Source organism: Falsiroseomonas oryzae, assembly GCF_027856955.1.
GTDB classification, from domain to species: domain Bacteria; phylum Pseudomonadota; class Alphaproteobacteria; order Acetobacterales; family Acetobacteraceae; genus Falsiroseomonas; species Falsiroseomonas oryzae.
Window position 1 is genome coordinate 1 of sequence record NZ_JAPSMD010000911.1, and the last position, 847, is coordinate 847.

Consider the following 847-nt stretch of genomic DNA (forward strand, 5'->3'; position numbering starts at 1 on the left):
TGACCGTGGACCCGAAACTGGCCCGCCCGAGGGGAGAACTTCCAGGCTTCACGAGCAGCCCTTCCGGGCTGCTTTGGCAGCGAATTCCTGAGGCGTCAGGTGCCCCAGGGCACTGTGAGGACGGGGCGCATTATAGTCCCGCCTCCAGGCCTCGATCTTGGCCTTGGCGTCCTCCAGCGACAAGAACCAATGCGTGTCCAGGCACTCGTCCCGCAGCCGTCCGTTGAAGGCCTCCACGAAGGCGTTGTCGGTCGGCTTTCCAGGACGGCTGAAGTCGAGCGTCACGCCGCGCTCGTAGGCCCAGCGGTCCAGGACCTTCGAGACGAACTCCGGGCCATTGTCGACGCGAATGAGGCGCGGTGCGCCACGACGAGCAGCGACCGCTTCCACCGCCTCGACCACATGCTCACCGCGGATGCCGCTGTCGACCATGATGGCCAGTGCCTCGCGCATGTAGTTGTCGACCAGTGTCAGCGCGCGGATCCGCCGCCCGTCGAAGAGCGCGTCGGAGACGAAGTCCATCGACCACTGCTCGTTCGGCCGCGTCGCCACCGGTCGCTCGCTCCGGCGCGCCGCTATCACGTGCCGCTTCGGCCGCTTGTGCCGCAGGCTCAGGCCTTCCTGCCGATACAGCCGGTAGACGCGCTTCCTGTTCACCGCCCAGCCCTCGCGCCTGAGCAAGATGTGGATACGCGGGTAGCCATAGCGGACCCGCACCGCCGCGATCTCGCGGATCCGCAGTCTCAGGGGCGCCTGGTCGTCACGGCTCGAGCGGTAGCGCTGCGACGAGCGGTGGAAGCGCAGCGCCGCGCAGCCTCGCCGTTCGCTCACCCCGAACCGGTCCTGC

1 protein-coding gene is annotated in these 847 nt (G+C 68.0%); it reads right to left on the minus strand.

From position 1 onward, the window contains the following. Positions 1-48 precede the first annotated feature (48 nt). The coding region (locus OZN99_RS32625) for an IS3 family transposase (protein ID WP_270939326.1) at positions 49-847 on the minus strand (799 nt) is incomplete at its 5' end.